The organism is Streptococcus porcinus (assembly GCF_900475415.1).
GTDB classification, from domain to species: domain Bacteria; phylum Bacillota; class Bacilli; order Lactobacillales; family Streptococcaceae; genus Streptococcus; species Streptococcus porcinus.
The window spans coordinates 1,934,304-1,955,524 of the sequence record NZ_LS483388.1; the positions used below are offsets into that span (position 1 = coordinate 1,934,304).

General features: G+C 37.9%; 18 protein-coding genes and 1 tRNA gene. 11 read left to right on the forward strand and 8 right to left on the reverse strand.

The annotated features are described in order from the left end of the window. Position 1: 1 nt before the first annotated feature. The 4 genes from groES to DQM45_RS09635 all read right to left on the reverse strand — a co-directional run bounded on the left by groES (position 2) and on the right by DQM45_RS09635 (position 3,710). Positions 2 to 292, reverse strand: coding sequence for a co-chaperone GroES (gene groES, locus DQM45_RS09620; RefSeq protein WP_039984709.1), 291 nt, complete (start codon positions 290 to 292; stop codon positions 2 to 4). Positions 293 to 433: 141 nt separating this feature from the next. Beyond that, a complete protein-coding gene (locus DQM45_RS09625; protein WP_093959022.1) occupies positions 434 to 2,875 on the reverse strand; it encodes an ATP-dependent Clp protease ATP-binding subunit in 2,442 nt (813 codons plus the stop codon). Next, the gene (locus DQM45_RS09630; RefSeq protein ID WP_003085318.1) at positions 2,875 to 3,336 is read right to left on the reverse strand and encodes a CtsR family transcriptional regulator; all 462 of its coding nucleotides are present in this window, start codon (positions 3,334 to 3,336) and stop codon (positions 2,875 to 2,877) included. Before DQM45_RS09630 ends, DQM45_RS09625 begins: the two co-directional genes overlap by 1 nt. A gap of 170 nt (positions 3,337 to 3,506) precedes the next feature. Next, a complete protein-coding gene (locus DQM45_RS09635) occupies positions 3,507 to 3,710 on the reverse strand; it encodes a cold-shock protein (RefSeq protein WP_003085753.1) in 204 nt (67 codons plus the stop codon). Between the two features lie 348 nt (positions 3,711 to 4,058). On the opposite strand from DQM45_RS09635, the gene DQM45_RS09640 reads away from it, so the two are divergent. From DQM45_RS09640 to DQM45_RS09665, 6 genes are all read left to right on the forward strand, one after another. Continuing rightward, entirely contained in the window at positions 4,059 to 4,328 is a 270-nt protein-coding gene (locus DQM45_RS09640; protein ID WP_003083519.1) for a hypothetical protein, read from the forward strand. A 2-nt stretch (positions 4,329 to 4,330) separates the two neighbouring features. Then, a complete protein-coding gene (locus tag DQM45_RS09645) occupies positions 4,331 to 6,400 on the forward strand; it encodes a cation:proton antiporter (RefSeq protein ID WP_003084344.1) in 2,070 nt (689 codons plus the stop codon). A 118-nt stretch (positions 6,401 to 6,518) separates the two neighbouring features. Further along, positions 6,519 to 7,481 (forward strand): ring-cleaving dioxygenase, encoded by a 963-nt coding sequence (locus DQM45_RS09650; protein WP_003082782.1) that lies wholly within the window; start codon positions 6,519 to 6,521, stop codon positions 7,479 to 7,481. A gap of 10 nt (positions 7,482 to 7,491) precedes the next feature. Next, complete coding sequence (locus tag DQM45_RS09655) at positions 7,492 to 8,382, forward strand: VOC family protein (protein ID WP_003085309.1); 891 nt, start codon at positions 7,492 to 7,494, stop codon at positions 8,380 to 8,382. Between the two features lie 10 nt (positions 8,383 to 8,392). Continuing rightward, complete coding sequence (locus DQM45_RS09660) at positions 8,393 to 9,004, forward strand: flavin reductase family protein (protein WP_003085150.1); 612 nt, start codon at positions 8,393 to 8,395, stop codon at positions 9,002 to 9,004. 3 nt (positions 9,005 to 9,007) lie between these two features. After that, a complete protein-coding gene (locus tag DQM45_RS09665) occupies positions 9,008 to 9,616 on the forward strand; it encodes an alpha/beta hydrolase (RefSeq protein ID WP_003083481.1) in 609 nt (202 codons plus the stop codon). A 217-nt stretch (positions 9,617 to 9,833) separates the two neighbouring features. Here the strand turns inward: DQM45_RS09665 and DQM45_RS09670 are convergent. After that, positions 9,834 to 9,904: transfer RNA gene (locus DQM45_RS09670), tRNA-Cys, on the reverse strand. A 283-nt stretch (positions 9,905 to 10,187) separates the two neighbouring features. On the opposite strand from DQM45_RS09670, the gene ahpC reads away from it, so the two are divergent. The 4 genes from ahpC (at position 10,188) to tsf (ending at position 14,467) form a co-directional block, all read left to right on the forward strand. Further along, complete coding sequence (gene ahpC, locus DQM45_RS09675) at positions 10,188 to 10,751, forward strand: alkyl hydroperoxide reductase subunit C (protein ID WP_003085537.1); 564 nt, start codon at positions 10,188 to 10,190, stop codon at positions 10,749 to 10,751. A 33-nt stretch (positions 10,752 to 10,784) separates the two neighbouring features. Further along, complete coding sequence (gene ahpF, locus DQM45_RS09680) at positions 10,785 to 12,317, forward strand: alkyl hydroperoxide reductase subunit F (RefSeq protein ID WP_003085673.1); 1,533 nt, start codon at positions 10,785 to 10,787, stop codon at positions 12,315 to 12,317. A gap of 209 nt (positions 12,318 to 12,526) precedes the next feature. Beyond that, positions 12,527 to 13,294, forward strand: coding sequence for a 30S ribosomal protein S2 (gene rpsB / locus DQM45_RS09690; RefSeq protein ID WP_003082564.1), 768 nt, complete (start codon positions 12,527 to 12,529; stop codon positions 13,292 to 13,294). A gap of 132 nt (positions 13,295 to 13,426) precedes the next feature. Then, a complete protein-coding gene (gene tsf / locus DQM45_RS09695) occupies positions 13,427 to 14,467 on the forward strand; it encodes a translation elongation factor Ts (protein ID WP_003084568.1) in 1,041 nt (346 codons plus the stop codon). Between the two features lie 107 nt (positions 14,468 to 14,574). Here tsf and DQM45_RS09700 read toward each other — a convergent pair whose 3' ends face one another. From DQM45_RS09700 to treP, 3 genes are all read right to left on the reverse strand, one after another. Beyond that, the gene (locus DQM45_RS09700; protein ID WP_003083711.1) at positions 14,575 to 16,470 is read right to left on the reverse strand and encodes a M13 family metallopeptidase; all 1,896 of its coding nucleotides are present in this window, start codon (positions 16,468 to 16,470) and stop codon (positions 14,575 to 14,577) included. Between the two features lie 113 nt (positions 16,471 to 16,583). Further along, on the reverse strand, positions 16,584 to 18,215 hold the full coding sequence (gene treC, locus DQM45_RS09705; RefSeq protein ID WP_003085815.1) for an alpha,alpha-phosphotrehalase: 1,632 nt from the start codon (positions 18,213 to 18,215) through the stop codon (positions 16,584 to 16,586). 64 nt (positions 18,216 to 18,279) lie between these two features. Beyond that, positions 18,280 to 20,274 carry a PTS system trehalose-specific EIIBC component gene (treP, locus tag DQM45_RS09710; protein WP_003084014.1) on the reverse strand — a complete coding sequence of 665 codons (1,995 nt, stop codon included), beginning with the start codon at positions 20,272 to 20,274 and terminating at the stop codon, positions 18,280 to 18,282. A gap of 216 nt (positions 20,275 to 20,490) precedes the next feature. Between treP and treR the strand changes: the two genes are divergently transcribed. Next, a complete protein-coding gene (gene treR, locus DQM45_RS09715; protein WP_003084916.1) occupies positions 20,491 to 21,204 on the forward strand; it encodes a trehalose operon repressor in 714 nt (237 codons plus the stop codon). Positions 21,205 to 21,221 lie beyond the last annotated feature (17 nt).

Consider the following 21,221-nt stretch of genomic DNA (forward strand, 5'->3'; position numbering starts at 1 on the left):
TTTATTCAGTAATAATTGCAATAATATCTGACTCTCTAATGATAGAAACTTTTTCTTCATTAAAGGTTACTTCTAAATCATGTCCGCTTTCAACTAAAACCTCTTGACCAATCTTAACAGACGGTGGTACAAGCTCACCAGTGATAGTTCGTATACCAGTTTCGCTAACAGCTACAACCTTAGCTTTTCTTGTTGACTCTTTTTGTGCTCCAGCAAGAACAAAGCCTCCGACTGTTTTTTCTTGCTCTTCATTAAATTTAACGACCACACGATCACCTAATGGTTTTAACATGAGTATTACCTCCAATAAATTGAATTTTATTATTTTTAGCACTCTTTTATATAGAGTGCTAGATCTGTTTACTATTTTATCACTTGGTCAAAAATAGTCAAGAAAAAAGAGTCTAGTTTTTAACTAAACTCTCTCTTTATTTTATTCTATGTCACATTTTATTTTACCTTTAGTTAAACCAACTTTTAATTTATTTCCAGAAGCTAACTGTCCCGAAAGGAGTAACTCTGACAATTTATCCTCAACTTCTGTTTGAATCGTTCTTCGAAGAGGACGAGCTCCCATTTCAATATCATAACCTTTTTCAGATAGGTATTTAAGTGCTGACGGCTGGAATTTTAGAGCAATTCCCTTTTCTTCTAAGGCAGCAACTAACGGTTTCACCATAATCCTCACTACTTGTTGCATATCATCTTGAGTTAAACTGTGGAAAACAACCTTTTCATCAATTCGATTAATAAATTCAGGACGATAAGCTTTCTTTAGTTCTTCTAAAATACGTTTTTCCATAGCTTGGTGATCTTGGCTAATATCTCGAGCACCAAAACCTACAGTCTTATCATCTCGAAGTGCTGTTGCACCTAAATTGCTAGTCATGATAATAATAGTATTCGTGAAGTCAACTTTGCGACCGCGAGAATCTGTCAGCACCCCATCATCCAAAACTTGAAGAAGAACGTTGAAAATATCTGGATGAGCTTTTTCAACTTCATCAAAGAGCAAAACGGAGTAAGGTCTATTTCTTACTTTTTCTGTCAATTCTCCACCCTCGTCATAGCCCACATATCCTGGAGGGGCACCATTAAGACGACTGGCTGAAAATTTTTCCATGTACTCTGACATATCAAAACGAATTAATGCTGATTCATCATCAAATAAAACCTCAGCCAAGGCTTTAGCCAGCTCTGTTTTCCCAACACCTGTTGGACCTAGAAACATAAATGAACCGATTGGGCGTTTGCCAGTTCGAATACCAGATTGATTACGACGTATAGCCCTTGAAATAGCTGAAATAGCTTCGTCTTGACCAATAACGCGTTTGTGTAATTCTTCCTCTAAACGAAGGTATTTTTGGCTATCAGCTTGACTAATTTTCTCTAGCGGTATCCCTGATAGTTTACTCAAAGTTGCCATAATATCATCTTCTGTAACTGGGGTTGGATTGGGCTTTGTTTTCTGACCGGCTTTTAACAAACTAGCCACTTTTTTAAAATTCCCATCTAGGATAGCTTGATCAATAGGGCTTAAAAAGGATGGGGTCTCTTTTTTTATTAGTCCCTGGACAGTTGCACTTGCCTCATCTAAGAGGTCTATAGCAGAATCTGGCAGGTTTTTACTAGTTAAATAACGATGTGCAACTTTAACAGCCACTTTGACAGCCTGATCAGAAATACTAACATTATGATACATCTCATAAGAAGATTTTAGACCAAGAAGAATTTTGTAAGCATCTTCAAGGCTTGGTTCTTCAATTAAAATTTTAGCAAAACGACGAGATAGAGCTGCATCTTTTTCAATATGTTTTTGATATTCTTCCTGAGTTGTTGCACCTACCATATGTAGCGTTCCGCGAGACAAGGCTGGTTTCAAAATGTTAGCCGCATCTAAGGTACTATCAATACCACTTCCTGAACCCATAATCGTATGTAACTCATCAACAAAAAGAATGATTTTCCCATCAGCTTCAATATCATCTATGATTTGATTCATTCGCTCTTCAAAATCTCCACGAAAACGAGTTCCTGCAACCACACTCATCATGTCCAATTCCAAAACTCGCATATCCTGCAATTCGTAGGGAATAGCCCCCTCGACAATTCGTTGAGCTAGTCCATATGCCAAAGCCGTTTTCCCAACACCCGCATCTCCAACTAAGACCGGATTATTCTTAGTCTTGCGGCTCAATACCTGAACCATTCGGGTAATTTCTTTATCTCGACCAATCACCGGTTCTAAAAGTCCTTGACTGGCCATTTGCGTTAAATCACGTGTGAAATCAGAAAGTTCACCTGCTGAACTTGCCGGTTTCATCATATCTGAGAATGTCCCACCCGCTTTTGATTTTTTAGGTTTGCGTAATTCATAAATAGCTTTAATAATCTCTTTGCTATAGGCAGCCTGTCTTTCAATTGCTTTACGTAAATCAGAGATTTTCAAGTCCCCTTGTCCCTCATCTCTTAGTTTAAAACCAGCCATTTCAAGCAAACGTGCTGCCATCACATCAGGGTTCAACAATATTGCAAAAAGCACGTGTTCTGATCCCACTTCCTGGGCACCCGTTACTTGACGGATAGCATCTGAAAACTGGAGAATTTTTGTTAAAGTTCTAGACTGACCTTTTAAAGCCCATTCTTTCACATCATCATTTGGCGTTTGTCCCATAGCCAAAATAGCTGCTGCTTCATATTCTTCTATAGCAACTTTATCATCAAATTCATTGAAGACAAGTCCAGCGAGTGAATTGTTAACCACAACCATTGCTAAAAGAAGATGCCATGTTTCTAAATATTGGCTATCAAAGCGTGCCGCTTGATATTGAGCCTGCTTGAAAATTTCCTGCATTTTAAGTGAATAATCTATCATTAATTGCTTCCCTTCCTGTCAATACGCTGTAGCAAGCGATATAGCATACGCGCACGAATAGCAGACGCGTCTGCCCCTAAAACTTTATCAGAGGCCATGGCTAAGATAACATTCCCCTCACGTTCAGTAATTAAATGTTCATCAAATAATAATTGAATAGAATCAGTAAAAACGACTTCACTCACCTGCTGACCAATATTTGCAGTTAAATTGCCAATGAGATGGTGTTTATCTGAAAAATGAACTTTAGCAATTCGAATATAGCCACCTCCACCACGCTTACTCTCAACTTCATATCCACGACTCTCAGTGAAACGGGTTTTAATAACATAATTAATCTGACTTGGTACCACTTGGAAAGAATCTGCTAATAGAGAACGTTTAATTTCGGCAATCCCTGATTGAGCTAATAACTCTTTGATATATTCCTCAATGCTATCCGATGTGTTTTTTGTCGGCATCAACTCACCCCTTTATTTCTATTCAACTTTTGACTAAAACTGACTTTTATTATAACAAATTGCAGATGTGAAAAGCAAATCTTTGTTCACTAAAACAATCTCTCTTGTTCATACAGACACAAAAAAAAGGCAGAAACTAATCTGCCTTTTTATCTATTGTTCATTACTGATTAAGATAATTTAGTGATATTCACTGCTTGAGGGCCACGTTGACCTTCTTCAACATCAAATTCAACTTTTTGACCTTCATCTAAAGTTTTGAAACCATCAGACTGAATTGCTGAAAAATGTGCGAAGACATCTTGACCTTCCTCAGTTGAGATAAAACCGAAACCTTTTTCAGCGTTAAACCATTTAACTGTACCTTGTGCCATATACATCCACTTCCTTTCTAATAAAGCTATTGTGTAAAACTAGAGAGAAATGAAGATGTTAAAACACAAATATTTACTCAAAAACTAATTTACAATCTCAGTCTAACAGAGAATAGAAGTATTGTCAAGATAAAACATTAAAACTCCTTTAAAACTTTAAAAAATAAATTAAATAGAAAGCGTTTAACAAGCTCAAGGTAGCTTTTTAGTTGAGTTTCTCCTCTCTCTAGGCTAAAATGTGTTTTATAAAGAAGTTCTATTTTTAGCAACTCAAAGACATTTATTCACTTGAGATAATTAATTAAAAAAGTAAGCGAAGTGCTAAAATAGACAACCATAGGAGAGAATATGCCGGACACCAACCTAGTAGATCGCATTCAAAGCATGCGTCAAAAATATATTAACAATTACCCCACAGAGAAACTAAAGGCAGATTACACCTGTCCAGATATCAGAAAAGCTAAAAAATTAAAGAAGAAGCTTATTGCTCTTGAAAAAGAACGTTGTCACAAATTAATTGAACATACCGATGTCTCTGAGATTGACCAAAAAATTGCTATTTTAAAAAATAACTACATTAATGAAAGTCAGTCATCTCATAACCAGGAAAAATCTTAATCATGCCAATAGCTATAATTGTCATCACCTTTTTACTTTCCCTCATCTTATCCAACGTTATTAATCGTATTATTCCTCAGATACCTCTACCCGCTATACAACTCTTTTTTGGTATCCTATTTGGAATTTTTAGCAAAGACCAAGCTTTCATTCTGAACCCTGAACTCTTCCTAGCTTTTGTCATCGCTCCATTAAACTTCCGTGAAGGTCAAGAAAGTGATGTTAAAAGTTTTCTGAAGTCACGCAATCTGGTTTTATTCCTTATCTTGCCTACTGTTTTTTTAACCACTATTCTTATGGGGCTCAGTATCAAAGCCTTAATTCCTGTAGAATTACCTCTCGCTCTATGTTTTGCTATGGGTGCTTCGTTAGCCCCAACCGACGCCGTAGCCTTTTTATCCCTTGCTAAGCGTTTTAAGTTTCCTAATCAAATCAAAAACATTCTTACTTCTGAAGGGCTTTTAAATGACGCTAGTGGTTTAGTTGCTTTTCAGTTTGCCCTTATCGCTCTTACTACAGGCTATTTTTCTCTGACAAAAGCAGGACTCCAATTATTGATTTCCATTATAGGAGGCTTAGCTGTTGGTATCATCTTTGCATTATTAAATAGAATCTTTTTATCTATCCTAGAAAAATATGACGCTGCCGATGTTACAGGTGCTCTGCTACTTGAATTAACTCTTCCTTTCGTTGTTTACTTTATTGCCCATATGCTAAATGTCTCAGGTATTATTGCAGTCGTTATTGCTGGGGTTATGCAAGCTAACCGACTTAAAAAAGTCACCTTGTTCGATGCACAGGTTGATCGTGTAACAACAATTATCTGGGAGACCATAAATTTTATGTTAAATGGTCTTGTATTCATGATATTTGGAATAGAATTAGCTCAATTTACTGGTCCCGCAATCGCTAATCCAAACTATAGTAATGTTTCTCTCTTTTTACTAGTTTTTGCCCTCACTGCGATTTTATTCCTCATTCGTTATATGTTAATCTTCAGTTACTTTTGGATAAGGAGTCTAAAGACTCGTAAAAGTATTCAAAAATACTGGAAACATATCAACCTTTTAACAATTTCTGGTGTTAAAGGAAGTGTCTCTATCGCTATCGTTTTGTTGCTCCCAAAATTAACTGGAGTTCAAAATAGCATCGCATTATTCATTGTCGGTTCAGTGACCTTGCTGAGTTTTTTGAGTGGCTTGCTTATTCTTCCTAAACTAGCGCCTTTAATGACCACATCTCAAAATCTTGTAACTAAAATTGCCCTCCTAACAGATGTTTTACAGAGCTTAGCGAGGGAAAGTAGGACAGCACCAGCTAATCAAGCAGCCCTTTACTATGTTATGGATAGCTATAATAATAGAATTGAAAACCTGATTTTGGAGCAAGAGCCCAATAACGTCAAAGAAGAATTAGCGGAATTACAGTTACTCACCCTAACAATTGAAAGCGAAGGCCTAGAACACGCTTACAAACAAAAGAAAATCAATATTGTAGAGTACCGTGTCTATCAGAATTACATAAAACTTCTTGAAAGACAGGTTAATCGTAGCTTTATTTCAAGTTTCAGCTATACAGTTACCATACTTTTGCGCGTTTTACGCCATCTTTTACGAGAACTCCTTTCCTTTGGAAAACGAAAGGATAGAATAGCAACCACTTTCAATCAAGGGACACACCTCTCACAAGAGAACCGAGATCATCTAACTGAATTATATTTAGACAATACCGAGCTAATCATGGAAACTTTAGAAGATTTAGAAGGATTTTACACAACATCACTTATTGATTTCCTACAGAATCAACGCCTCCAGAAAGCAGAATTAATTAAATCTGGTTTATTTGTGGAACGCGTTATTGCCAATTTCATTCCCGATATTAGCGGGGAAAGATTACATGGCTATTATTTAGAAAGACAGTTTATTTCTAATTATGAACAGCGAGGTGAACTAACAGCTAAAGAAGCTCAAGCCTTACGTGATGAAGTTAATGAACTAGAAAGTTATTCCTTACGCGAGAGCTCTCCTAACTTTGCTTACGACCTTATTAAATATCGACATACAACGAAGTGACTTTATCACTTCGTTTTTTGAGCAAATCAATTGAAATATCACTAATTAGTGATAAAATAGGATTATAATAACTAAATAAGCTACTAGTGAATTTATCAAAGAAAAGGAGCTTTTAATCATGACAAATTCAAATCTATTAGGAATCCATCATATAACTGCAATGACTAATAACACTCAGCGTAACTATCACTTTTTCACTGAAATTTTGGGAATGCGCCTGGTTAAAAAGACAGTAAATCAAGATGACATCCATACCTACCATACTTTTTTTGCTGATGACAAAGGAAATGCCGGAACAGACGTGACTTTCTTTGATTTTCCTGATAATCCAAAGGGAATCCCTGGAACAAACGCTATTACACGAATCGGTTTTCGTGTACCAAACGACGACGCTTTAACTTACTATTTAGAACGATTTGATTCTTTTGGGGTTAAACATGGCACTATTATTGATTTATTTGGTCATAAAGCACTGCCTTTTGAGGAAGAAGATGGACAGCGTTACCAACTGGTATCTGATGAATATAACAGTGGTATTCAGGCAGGCATTCCTTGGAAAGAGGGGCCAGTTCCAACAGATAAAGCTATTTACGGGTTAGGTCCAGTTGAGATAACTGTTAGTTACTATGACGATTTCAAAAATTATCTCATCCAAGTCTACGACATGCATATCCTAAAAGAAGGTCTCGACTACACTATTTTAGAAGTGGGAGAAGGCGGTCACGGAGGACAAGTTATTTTGCGTAAAGATGAAATATCTTCTCAAGCTATTCAGGGATATGGCGAAGTACATCATGTTTCCTTCCGTGTCAAAGATTCAAAAGCCATCCAAGAATGGGCAAACAAATACGAACGCCTAGGAATCATGAGCTCAGGGATTGTGGATCGTTTTTATTTCCAAGCGCTCTACTCCCGTGTGGGTCATATTTTAATTGAAATTTCAACTGATGGGCCTGGTTTTATGACTGATGAACCTTATGAAACTTTAGGAGAGTCACTCTCACTTCCCCCATTTCTTGAACCTAAACGTCATATCATTGAAGGTATGATACGCCCATTTGATACTAAACGACAACATTAAGGAGGTTATTATGGAAACTATTAGACACATTCACCATATTAGCGCCATTGTTGGAGATGCTCAAGAAAATTTAGACTTTTACAGAGATATCTTACAATTACGCCTCGTTAAAAAAACACTTAACTTCGATGACCCAAGTGTTTATCATCTCTACTTTGCTAACCAAGAAGCAGACTCTGGAACTCTAATCACATTTTTCCCTTGGGAAAACCACACTCCAGGACAGATTGGTAGCGGACAAGGAGGTCGTATTCTCTTTAGCATTCCATCTGGAACTCTACCTTTTTGGCAAGAAAGATTAACAAAATTCCAAGTTCCCTTTGTTACAAAAGATCTCTTTGGAGCTAGCGCACTCTTTTTCCAAGATCGTCACCAACTGGAATTAGCCTTAGTTGAAAGTACGGATCAATCTCAAACCAGTAATATACTCGGATTTCATGGTGTTTTTTTACACACGCATGATTTTGAAGGCAGTTATCACTTTATGAAAAAAGTTTTAGGACTAGTTGATACATTTGAAAATGATGACTACTATCTTTTGGAAACCATTGGTCCTCAAAAACATATTATTTATCTCCCTAAACATAACGAAACACGTGGTCATATGGGACCTGGAACTGTGCATCACATTGCTTGGAATGTGTCTGACATAGAAAGTTTAAAATCCTGGTATGACTACCTTAACCAAACTAACTTTAATGTTACCACAATCCGTAATCGTAAGTATTTCAAGTCCATCTATTTTCGTGAGCCGGGCAAAGTTATTTTTGAATTGGCAACCCAAGGACCTGGTTTAACAATTGATGAAACTAAAGAAGAACTAGGAAAAACGCTACTAATTCCCCCAATCTACGAAAAAAGACGAGAAGAGCTAGTCAAGCACTTAAAACCATTACATTAAAGGAGTAGCTATGATCTCACTAGCAACTGACACTTTAAGTCAGCAGAACATCTATAAACTCTTAATTGGAAGTGTTATTCCAAGACCTATTGCCTTTGTTACAACTTTATCTGAAGCGGGACAAGTTAATTTAGCTCCTTTTAGTTTTTATAATATTGTCAGCCACCAACCAGCTATCATTTCAATCAGTATTCAACGTCAAGACGGCCATATGAAAGATACTGCTCACAACATTATCTATCAAAGAGAAGCCGTTATTCATAGTGTTTCAATTGATAATTTGACTGCTATCAACCAAGCGTCCAAACCCTTAGCTTATGGTCAAAGTGAGCTATCTTTGACAGGTATGACCCTTGTGAATTCTAGCAGTATTCAAACACCTGGCGTTTCAGAAACTTTAATCCGTCTTGAAGCAAAGCTCTTTCAGCATATTCCCATTTCTAATGAGCAAAACCAAGTTATCGCCGACTTACTGCTTTTGCAGATCATCCATTTCCATATAGATGAAAGCATCTATCATGATGGTTACATCTCCTCAGAAGCGTTAGAGCCAATAAGTCGCTTAGCCGGTAGTAACTATGCCAAAATAGGAGAAATATTCAGTGTAGAAAGGCCCAAATAGCTTATGACAACATACTATCAATACTATAACGGTCAAGAAGGAGAACCTCTTTTTATCCTCCTTCACGGTACTGGGGGCAATGAAGAAAGTCTATTACCAATAGTCTCCTACCTCAACCCGCATGCACATGTTTTAGCACTTCGCGGCCAAGTCTCCGAAAATGGGTCTTTACGTTTCTTCAAACGCTATGCAGAAGGAGAATTCGATCTCCTCGATTTGGAAGAAAAAGGAAAACAGCTGATGGAAGAGCTCAGCCAGTTCATAAGGAACCATAGGTTATCTACTGATAACTCTGTTTTAATTGGCTTTTCAAACGGTTCAAATATGGCTATTAATCTGCTTTTAAGAGATGCTAGTCCATTCAAAAAGGGAATTCTATTTGCCCCCATGTATCCCATTACCACTAATACTCTCACTGAAACCAAAAAAAGCACCTCTGTTTTTATCTCTATGGGAAGATTAGATCCACTTGTTCCACTCCATCAGAGTGAAAAAGTGCTCTATGAATTCCAATCTAGGCAAGCACAGGTTACTCCCTACTGGGTTAAGAACCATGAAATCACCTCAGAAAGCCTAAAAGCAGCTCGAAAATGGCTTGTCAAAAATGGGTAAATTTAAATTAAATTTCATTCTAAAAATCAGACAAACCATCTAACAAGTATTTTGAACAGTGCAAATTACCAGTCAGCGTCCAAAGATGCTAGCTGATAATTCATTTATGTTTTCTTTTCCCACTTCACTCCGTAGTGATGTAATGAGAAAACCTATAAAAAATAAGCTTGATTAACAGTGTTTCCACACTGTTAATCAAGCTTATTTTTTATTATGAAGGCGGTAGACGGATTTGAACCGACGATCAAGCTTTTGCAGAGCCGTGCCTTACCACTTGGCTATACCGCCACGACAATAGCTATTTTACCTCAATTGTGAGGAAAGGTCAAGATAAAATTTCCCTATCATTTTTTAAAAAATTTTTTCTAATCATATTTAAAATTTTTAGAATTCATTAGCTATTAAAAGCTTAATTCTACGCTATTTGGAACCATTATAATTAAAATAAACTTATTAACTGGTTAATTTTCTGATAATTCACCAAAAATGCAAGGGCTTTCTTTTAGACTTTTGGGAAATCTTTTCCTATAATACATGTATAAAATAAAATAATAATATGGAGGTTCTTTATATGTCTTTAATCGGAAAAGAAATGGTTGAATTTTCAGCCGACGCTTATGTAAATGGTGAATTTGTTAAGGTGACCACCGAGGATATCAAAGGAAAATGGGCAGTCTTTTGCTTCTATCCTGCAGATTTCTCTTTTGTCTGCCCAACTGAGTTAGGTGATCTCCAAGAACAGTATGAAACATTAAAATCTTTAGATGTCGAAGTTTATTCTGTGTCTACAGACACTCACTTTGTCCACAAAGCATGGCATGACGATTCTGATGTTGTCGGCACAATTACATACACAATGATTGGTGACCCTTCTCATAACATTTCACGTGCTTTTGAGGTACTAGATGAAGAAAATGGTCTTGCTCAACGCGGAACCTTTATCATTGATCCTGATGGCATTATTCAAATGGTAGAGATTAATGCTGATGGCATTGGCCGTGATGCAAGTACACTAATTGATAAAATCCGTGCCGCTCAATATGTTCGCCAACATCCAGGTGAAGTTTGCCCAGCCAAATGGAAAGAAGGCGCTGAAACCCTAACACCTAGCCTTGACCTCGTTGGTAAAATTTAATAACTAGATTCAAATTTTCAAAGGAGGTAACAAATGGCATTAAGCCCAGATATAAAAACACAACTCAACCAATACTTAGCTATGTTGGAATCTGATATTCAGTTACAAGCTCACCTAGGTGATGATGAGCAGTCAAAAAAAATGCAAGAATTCCTAGAAGAAATTGTTGCTATGTCAGACCACATTTCGCTTGAATCCTCAGACCTAGATCGCATTCCTAGTTTTAGCATTGCTAAAAAAGGAGAGCAAGCCCGTGTTACTTTTGCAGGCATCCCATTAGGTCATGAATTTACATCATTTATTTTAGCTCTTTTACAAGTATCTGGTAGACCTCCCAAAGTGGATCAGGAAATCATCGACCGTATCAAATCCATTGATAAACCGATGCATTTTGAAACCTACGCCAGCCTTAGCTGCCACAACTGTCCAGATGTCGTTCAAGCCTTTAATATCATGGCTGTTCTTAACCCAAATATCTCACACACTATGATTGAGGGGGGGATGTTCCAAGATGAAGTCAAGGAAAAAGGCATTATGTCTGTTCCTGCTGTCTTCTTTGAAAATGAACTCTTCCATTCTGGCCGTGCAACCATTGATCAACTCTTAGAAAAGATTGCTGGCCCTCTGTCAGAAGAGGCTTTCTCTAATAAAGAAACCTACGATGTCTTAGTTATTGGTGGAGGCCCAGCGGGTAATAGCGCAGCAATTTATGCAGCACGTAAAGGCCTAAGAACAGGGCTTCTTGCTGAAACTTTTGGTGGCCAAGTGATGGAGACTGTCGGTATTGAAAATATGATTGGTACCCTTTACACCGAAGGTCCTCAATTAATGGCTCAAATTGAAGAGCATACAAAATCTTACAAAGTTGATATTATTAAATCACAATTGGCAACTAAGATTGAGAAAAAAGAGCTTGTTGAAGTCTCATTAGCCAACGGAGCTGTCTTAACAGCTAAAACGGCTATTCTGGCTCTAGGTGCTAAATGGCGAAATGTGAATGTGCCCGGTGAAGAAGAGTTTCGAACTAAAGGTGTTACCAATTGTCCTCATTGTGATGGTCCACTCTTCGAAGGAAAAGATGTCGCTGTCATCGGGGGAGGTAACTCTGGTCTAGAGGCAGCACTTGATTTGGCAGGCTTATGTAAGCACGTTACAGTTCTTGAATTCTTACCTGAGCTTAAGGCTGATCAAGTTCTTCAAGATCGCGCAGCAAAAACAAACAACCTTACTATCATCAAAAATGCCGCAACCAAAGAAATCCTCGGCCAAAGTCACGTTACTGGTATTGATTACACTGGCCGTGAAACTGGTAAAGATGGCCATGTTGATGTGGAAGGCGTCTTCGTGCAGATTGGTCTCTTACCAAATACTGAATGGCTTAAAGATAGTGGCATTGAGCTAACCGATCGAGGCGAAATTATCGTTGATAGTCATGGTGCAACCAATATCCCTGGTATTTTTGCTGCTGGTGATTGTACCAACTCAGCATATAAACAAATCATTATTTCGATGGGATCTGGAGCTACAGCTGCAATTGGAGCATTTGATTATCTCATTCGTCAATAATATTAAAAAATCAGTCCTGAACTAAGTTGAGGGCTGGTTTTTTGTCATAAAGTAGAATCCTCTTGCTTTTCCCTGCCTTTTTTGTTAGAATAGGTTTGTCGTTTGTCGACAAATACTCATCTCTTACCGATTGTGGGCTTGTTGCCCTCGGGTTAGTCTGCAAGTCAACGTAAGGGAGAGGAAAAAACATTATAAAGGAGAAACTACTCATGGCAGTAATTTCAATGAAACAACTTCTTGAGGCTGGTGTTCACTTTGGTCACCAAACTCGTCGCTGGAACCCTAAGATGGCAAAATACATCTTTACAGAACGTAACGGCATCCACGTTATTGACCTACAACAAACTGTTAAGTTAGCTGATCAAGCTTACGAATTCGTTCGTGATGCTGCTGCTAACGACGCTGTTATCTTGTTCGTTGGTACTAAAAAACAAGCTGCAGAAGCAGTTGCTGACGAAGCAACTCGTGCAGGTCAATACTTTATCAACCACCGTTGGTTGGGTGGAACTCTTACTAACTGGGGAACAATCCAAAAACGTATCACTCGTTTGAAAGAAATCAAACGTATGGAAGAAGAAGGAACTTTCGAAGTTCTTCCTAAAAAAGAAGTTGCACTTCTTAACAAACAACGCGCTCGTCTTGAAAAATTCTTAGGTGGTATCGAAGATATGCCTCGTATTCCTGACGTTATGTACGTTGTTGACCCACATAAAGAACAAATCGCTGTTAAAGAAGCTAAAAAACTTGGTATTCCAGTTGTAGCTATGGTTGATACAAATGCTGATCCAGATGATATCGATGTAATCATCCCAGCTAACGACGATGCAATCCGCGCCGTTAAATTAATCACTTCTAAATTAGCTGACGCTGTTATCGAAGGCCGTCAGGGTGAAGATGCTGAAGTTAATTTTGAATCAGAAGCAAAAGCAGATTCAATCGAAGAAATTGTTGAAGTTGTAGAAGGTGACAACAACTAAGTTTAATACCAGTTCTTAAACTCAAATTTAAGAAAACTTGATATTCAAAATACCTAAACGGGGCAGAAAGCAAACCGCTCTGTCTCGTTTTTTTTAACTAAATTGATATAAAAATTTTGGAGGATTCTACTAATGGCAGAAATTACAGCTAAACTTGTAAAAGAATTGCGTGAAAAATCTGGTGCCGGCGTTATGGACGCTAAAAAAGCACTCGTTGAAACTGATGGAGACATGGATAAAGCCGTTGAACTTTTACGTGAAAAAGGTATGGCTAAGGCAGCTAAAAAAGCTGACCGTGTTGCAGCTGAAGGACTTACTGGAGTTTATGTAAGTGGTAACCAAGCTGCTGTGGTTGAAGTAAACGCTGAAACTGACTTTGTCGCTAAAAATGCTCAATTTGTTGAGTTAGTAAACGAAACAGCTAAAGTCATTGCTGAAGGCAAACCAGCTAACAACGAAGAGGCTTTAGCATTAGTGATGCCTTCTGGTGAAACACTTGCAGCTGCTTACGTTAATGCTACAGCTACAATTGGTGAAAAAATTTCATTCCGTCGTTTTGCCCTTCTTGAAAAAACAGATGAACAACATTTCGGTGCTTACCAACATAACGGTGGTCGCATTGGAGTTATCTCTGTTATCGAAGGTGGCGATGAAGCACTTGCTAAACAAATCTCAATGCATATCGCAGCAATGAAACCTACTGTTCTTTCATATACAGAACTTGACGAACAATTTGTTAAAGATGAACTTGCTAAACTTAACCATGAAATCGAACTTGATAACGAATCTCGTGCAATGGTTGATAAAGCTCCGCTTCCATTCTTACAATATGGTTCAAAAGCTCAATTATCAGATCAAGTTATCACTAAAGCTGAAGATGATATCAAAGCAGAATTAGCTGCTGAAGGTAAACCAGAAAAAATCTGGGATAAAATTATTCCTGGTAAAATGGACCGCTTTATGCTCGATAACACTAAAGTTGACCAAGCCTACACTCTTCTTGCTCAAGTTTACATCATGGATGATAGTAAAACAGTCGAAGCTTATCTTAACTCAGTAAACGCAAAAGCAGTTGCCTTTGCTCGTTTCGAAGTTGGTGAAGGTATCGAGAAAAAAGCTAACGATTTCGAATCAGAAGTAGCTGCTACAATGGCTGCTGCTCTTAACAACTAATTATTAAAAACCTTGATTAAAATCAAGGTTTTTTTGTTATCATTTTTGAAATAAGTACACACTTAACACCAAATGACTGAGCTAAAGGCCCAGTCATTCTTAGTTTATTACCAGATAATAACACGATCTTCTGGCTTACGCCACATAAAGTCACCGTCTTGAATTTGAAACACTTCATGGAAGTCAGCAAAATTAGTTAAGGTTACGTTCGTGCGCCACTCACCTGGTGCATGAACATCTACGCTGGCCATCATTTGCATAAATTCAGGACGGGCTTTCATTCGCCAAATACGAGCAAAGTTAATGAAGAACTCACGCGCTGAGAAGTCAATTTCTTTCTTAGCTGCCTCTAAAGCACAAGCAACACCGCCTAAGTCAGCAACATTTTCAGAAACCGTCAATTTCCCATTCACCTTAGCACCATAAGAGTCTAAGCCATCAAATTGGTCAACAATCTTATCGGTTCTCTCTTTAAAAGCACTATAGTCTGCCTCAGTCCACCAGTTTTTCAAAGAGCCATGCTCATCGAAGGATGCACCATTAGTATCAAAAGCATGTGAAATCTCATGGGCAATAACAGCTCCAATACCACCATAGTTAGCAGAAGAACTTTGTTCTAATGAATAGAAAGGTGCTTGTAAAATAGCTGCCGGAAAAACAATTTGATTCTGCTGTGGATCATAGTAAGCATTAACCATATGGGCTGGCATATGCCATTCTTTTCGATCTACAGGTTTATTCCACTTACTCCAATTATGTGCAATTGAAATAGCTGCTAATTTTTGAGCGTTTTCAACTAATGATAAGTTTTCATCAATAATTTTTTTAGCATAGGTTTCAGGCAGTTGTTCAGGATAACCAATATGTGGGGTAATCACGTTCAATTTCACGATAGCTTTCTCACGTGTTGATTCTGCCAGCCAATCGGCCTTTTCCAAACGTGCTTTATAGACGTCAATCATGGTTGCAACCTTACCTTCCACATCAGCTTTAGCTTCTGCTGAGAAATAACGATTTGCATACCATAAACCTAAGGCTTGACTATATGGGCCTTGTGCCAAATAGTAGGCTGCTTTCTTTTTGTCCATCGCCTGTGGTGTTCCTGAAAGAGCCCGACCATAACTACCAGACTCCACTCGGATAGCATCAGTCAAATAAGCGTTATAGGCATTGGCCGCATTCACAATCAGATCTGCTTTTAAAAGTTCCCAGTTTTCTTCTGAATAATATTGAGCAGCAAAATCTGTCCAAAAACGTTTTTCGGGTACAATCACTTTATCAGGGCTTTGACCTAAGATTTGATTAAAAATCTTATCAAGTGGCAATTCAGGCGTTAACCTAACGAAATCTTCCCAAGTATATGGATGATAGAGTTTAACATACTCAGACGATTCTTCGCTTGAAAGAACGTAGTGAGCTAATTTTTTATCCAACTCTAATGTCTTATTTAATAGATCAGCAATTTCTTCTTCAGTAAATTCAAAGTTACTGAGTAACTTTTTCTGAGACTCACGCCATACTGCTCGCAGTTCGTCAGCCTTTTTGTGTCCTTCTTCATAATAAGTTGTATCCGGTAGTAAGATTGACGGTGCTTCTGCCCAGAGTACATTAAGCTGAGCATTCATAAAATCAGGAGCAACACTAAAAGGAAAAAGGTTTGGCTTGCCAGTCATTTCAAACTCTGCGACCTTCTCAGCAAAATCTTTAAAACTTGCTAGCTTCTGATACTCTTTGATAAGAGGAAGAACCGGAGAAACACCTACTTCTTCACGCTTAGCATAGTCAGATGTCATCTTATGCCATTTCACAAAGTTAGCTAAAATCGGTCCCTCTGGTAAGTTTTTACCTTCTAACCATTGATCTGTTGTTTCCAACATCAGTTTTTCAATCTCGTCAGCTAAATCAGAAAAGCCACCTGTTCTTGGTTTATCATCGGGAATAACAGCAGTCTTTGCCCATTCTCCATTAACAGCCTCATAAAAGTTTTCTTTATAATCAACCATTCTGTCTCCTTTTCTATTTTTCCTAAAATCTTAGGATTATAATCTCCTTCATTGTACCAAAAAAGCTTAGAGAATGCACTGTCTCTAAGCTTTTATAAGGAGATTATTTACTTCTAATAGCGACCTAAAATAGCAATGGTTTGATATGCTTTAAGACGAATACTCCCACCGAGTAACATTTCATCATCATAATTACTAATCAGAATCTGACCATTTTGATAAGATTCAGGCAACTTTACAGATACTTCTTTTGCAAAAAAATTATTCAACACTAGAAGACTTTGGTTATCCAGCTCACGTTCAAAAGCATAAACCTGCTCACTATCTCTCAGTGCAGCTTTATAGGTACCCTCAGCGATTATTGGTAGCTCTTTACGTAGCTTAATCAATTTTTGATAGAAAGGAAAAATTTTTCCCTTTTTCTCCTTTTCGACATTGATTTCCTGATAAGAATGGCCAACTTTTAACCAAGGTGTTCCAGTAGTGAAACCCGCATTCTCACTGGCATCCCATTGCATAGGCGTCCGTGAATTATCGCGGGATTTAGCTTTAATAATAGCAAAAGCTTGCTCAGGGGTCTTACCCTCATCAAGCATTGTCCGATAGGCATTTTTACTTTCAATGTCAACATAATCTGACATGGAACGATAATCCGGATCAACCATCCCAATCTCCTCACCCATATAAATGTAAGGTGTACCACGAGAAAGGTGGATTGATGCTGCTAGCATAGTAGCCCCTTCATCTCGGAAATTGTTAACATCAACAAAACGGTTCAAAGCCCTTGGTTGGTCATGATTATTGTAGAACAAGGCGTTCCATCCGTCTCCTTCACTCATCCCTTCACCCCATGAATGGAAGAGATTGCGTAACGCAATAAAATCAAAGTCCATGATTGTCCACTTTTGACCATCAGCATAATCTACTTTTAAGTGATGGAAATTAAAAGCCATTGACAGCTCCTCACGTCCTGGAGCTGTGTAAAGAAGACAGTTTTCAATAGTTGTAGCTGACATCTCTCCAACGGTCATAAAGGAATCATCTTCACCAAAGCTAGCATTATTCAGCATTTTTAGATAATCATGCGTAATAGGTCGATCTGTATAAGCTGGCTTCCCATCATTAACAGGGCAATCGACAATTTCGTCATCTTTACCGATTAAATTAATGACATCAAAACGGAAACCTTTAACCCCTTTGTCGCGCCAAAAGTTAACAACTTTAAATAATTCTGCCCTGACATTTGGATTACGCCAATTTAAATCAGCCTGCGTGATATCAAACAAGTGAAGGTAGTATTTACCAGTATCACCAAATGGTGCCCATGCATTTCCACCAAATTTAGAAACCCAATCTGTAGGTTTATCACGAAGAATAAAGAAGTCCTGATAATACTTATCACCAGCTAAAGCTTTTTGAAACCATTCATGCTCCGTGGAACAATGATTTAAGACCATATCAAGCATAAATTCTATACCAAGTGATTTCCCTACAGCAATCATCTCTTCAAAATCAGTCATGGTTCCAAAATCTGGATTAACAGCAGTATAGTCAGCTACATCATACCCATTATCACGCTGTGGGCTGGGATAGAAGGGGTTTAACCATACCATATCAACGCCCAACTCTTTTAAATAAGGTAGTTTTTCTATAATTCCTTTGAGGTCTCCAACTCCATTTCCTGTTGTGTCTTTATATGATTTAGGGTAAATTTGATAGACAACTTTACGTTTATCAATAGTCATAGTTTTCCTTTCATAGAAATAGCGTCAGGAACTGTTACCAGTTCCTGATATCGCCTATTAGTAGCTAATTTTTCCGAGCAATTATTAAGGCTTCACTGCGCCTAATAGGACGCGGTAAAACACCTTCAATATCCACATCATAAGCATCTTGATTGGTTACGATAACAGGTGTTTCAGTTGGATATCCCGCTTCCTTAATAACATCCATATCAAAGGAGATCAATTTATCTCCAACTTTAACATGATCACCTTGACTAACATGAGTTGTAAAACCTTTTCCTTCAAGATTTACAGTATCCATACCAATATGCATCAAGATTTCAACCCCTTCAACCGAGAGCAAACCAATAGCATGTTTGGTTGGGAATAATACCGAAACTTGAGCATCAATTGGAGATACCAGTTCACCTTCAGTGGGCTGAATAAGCACCCCTTGACCCATGACTCCTTGCGCAAATACTGGATCAACAGCTTCACTTAAGGGTTTTACCTCGCCAGTAAGCGGGCTTGCAAGTGTAACGGTAACACCTGATTCTGCTACTGCTGAATGTGCAACTGTTTGTGCTATCGCAGCTGAACCAACAAGTGATTCATCCGCTAAACGCTCGGCAATAACTTCATCCTCGGTTTTGGTCATAATATTTGATTTACGGAAGAAGACCGTCAATACCATTGGTAGTGCAATTGCTACAGCCATACAGATAAAGAATTGTCCCATATATTTCACATTGATTGCCATAAATCCTGGTAATCCACCAACTCCAATTGAGTTAGCCTGAACATTCATTGTTGTACACAGCAGACCCGCAGCACTTGAACCAATCATACCAGCTACAAAGGGATAGATATATTTAAGGTTAACCCCAAATAAAGCTGGCTCAGTAACACCAAGATAGGCTGAAATAGCAGCTGGAAGGGATATTTCTGCTTCACGTTCATTTTTACGGTTCATCAAGTAGTAGGCAAAGACAGCTGAACCTTGAGCAATATTTGAAAGAGCAATCATCGGCCATAATCCAGTCGTACGAGTTGCAGTGTCTGCAATCAACTGAGTGTCAATGGCATTTGACATATGGTGTAAACCAGTGATAACAAGTGGCGCGTACAAAGCACCAAAAATAGCACCAAACAACCATTTAACAGGACCAGTTAAGCCAGCTAGTACAACGAAGGAGATTCCTTTACCAATCGTCCATCCTAAAGGACCTAAGACAGTGTGAGCTAAAATAATAGCTGGCACCAATGAAAGGAAGGGAACGAAAATCATGGAAACAACTTCCGGAATACGTTTACGCCAGAAGATTTCCAAATAGGCAAGTGATAACCCAGCTAAGAGGGCTGGGATAACCTGTGCTTGGTAACCAATTTTGTTAATCGTAAAGAAACCAAAGTCCCAAGCCCAATTTTTAGCAATTTCTGAAGCCGGCGTGGTAGCTACTGCATAAGCATTAAGCAATTGCGGTGACACTAAACAGATACCTAAAACAATACCAAGGATTTGTGTAGTCCCCATTTTACGGCTAACAGACCACGTAATACCTACTGGCAAGAAATGGAAAATTGCTTCTCCTGGTAACCATAAGAAACCATCAACCCCAGCCCAGAATTTAGAAACTTCTACAACTGTTTTTCCGTCAAGAAATCCCCACGGAACACTATCAATTAAGTTCCGGAAACCTAAAATAAGACCACCAACGATAATAGCTGGAATGATTGGTGTAAAGATTTCAGCTAACATTGTCATCACACGTTGAAAAACATTTTGGTTACTTTTGGCAGCTGATTTTGCTACTTCTTTTGAAACACCTTCTACACCTGAAACAGCAGTAAAATCATTGTAAAAAATTGGAACATCATTACCAATAATAACTTGGAATTGCCCAGCATTAGTAAATGTTCCTTTAACTGCTGAAATTTTTTCGATTTCTTTAATATTAGCCTTACTGTTATCATTCAAAACAAAACGCATACGTGTTGCGCAGTGTGTAACTGCTTTGATGTTTTCCTTACCACCAATAGCAGAAAGGAGCGTCTTAGCTTCATTTTCAAATTTTCCCATTTGATTTCCCCTAGGTCTATTTCCCTTGATTTCCTCTATTTCAAAAAAACCAATAATTAATTTTTATAAATTCTTCAAAAGAATTTAATCTACGTTTCAATTGTAATCGATTCCATATTTGTATGCAACTTGTTTGATGAAAAAGTTAGCTAAAATATCAAAATTATGGTATCTTGTATGTTGAAAAATAGACAAGTTAGAAAGTCCCCCTTTATTATGAAGAAGTATCAATATATATTTAAAGATTTAGAATCAAAAATATCCAAGGGCGTTTATGCTATCGATGATTTTTTACCGCCTGAAAACGAATTAAGTAGAAAGTATAAGGCCAGCCGAGATACCGTTCGCAAAGCCCTCGCTCTCTTAGCTAAAGATGGTTTAGTTAAGAAGCAACAAGGTCGAGGGACTCAAGTTATTAAACACCATCAAATCCTTTTTCCTATTTCAGAATTAACAAGCTACCAAGAATTAGTTGCCTATTTTAATATGGACTCTAAAACTAATGTTATTGCTATTGACAAGCTAATTGTGGATGAGGATCTGTCAAAACTAACAGGTTTCCCTCCCCGTGCCATTCTTTGGCGAATCACCCGCCAAAGAGTAGTTGACGGTATTGCCTCTGTCCTAGATATTGATTACCTCAGCAAGGATATTGTACCAACTATCAGCCGTGAAGTTGCTGAAAAGTCTCTTTACCAATACTTAGAGAAAGACTTAAAGTTAGCTATTGATTTTGCCTTAAAAGAAGTTACCATCGATCAAGTCAATGACAAAGATAAAATTTTACTCGATTTAGGATCAGACCGCCACCTTGTTTCTGTTAAATCAAAAGTTTACCTCTCATCTAATGAGCAATTCCAATTTACGGAGAGCCGTCATAAGCTAGAAAAATTTAAATTTGTTGATTTTGCAAGACGCAAACCAAAATAAAAAAAACTGTATAAGAC